The organism is Aminobacter sp. P4_D5 (assembly GCF_056401815.1).
The window spans coordinates 1-596 of the sequence record NZ_JBFUIP010001040.1 but is presented as its reverse complement, the minus strand read 5'-3'; the positions used below and the strand labels follow the sequence as shown (position 1 = coordinate 596).

Below are 596 nucleotides of genomic sequence, written 5' to 3'. Positions count from 1 at the left end.
ACACCTGGCGGCACGACGCCACGCATCGCCAGGGCGTGGCCTACCGCAATGACCAGGTGCGCAACAATGTCGGCGCCGACCGTGCCGGGGGCGCGGACCGTGCTCGATCGCGCGAGCAGTTTCGCGGCCGGATGGACCAGGTAGGACGCGGCGAGGGCATCGGTGGTCTCGGTGGCCCCGGAAGCGTCGGTGGTGCTGGTGGAGTCGGCGGCATCGGTGGAGCTGGCGGGGTTGGCGGGCCCGGCCGTCCTGGTGGTGTTGGCGGCGTCGGTGGAGTTGGTGGACCCGGCCGCCCCGGCGGTGTCGGCGGTCCTGGTGGTGGTGTCGGCGGCGTCGGTGGAATTGGCGGACCCGGCCGCCCTGGCGGTGTAGGTGGGGTCGGCGGTCCCGGCGGTGTCGGTGGTCCTGGTGGTGGCGTCGGCGGCGTCGGTGGAGTTGGTGGACCCGGCCGCCCTGGCGGTGTTGGTGGGGTCGGCGGTCCCGGCGGCGGCCAGGCACTGGGCGGCCGAGGTGGTGCAGCTCAGCAGCCCGCCATCCGACATAACTCGTCCGGCCGGCCGCAGACGCGCCCCGCCCAGACCCGTCAAGCCCCACAG

At 74.7% G+C, this 596-nt stretch carries 1 pseudogene; it reads right to left on the bottom strand.

Annotation, left to right across the window (positions count from 1 at the left end):
• Positions 1-542: pseudogene (locus AC1DWF_RS36540) on the bottom strand (hypothetical protein); the annotation flags it as partial.
• Positions 543-596 lie beyond the last annotated feature (54 nt).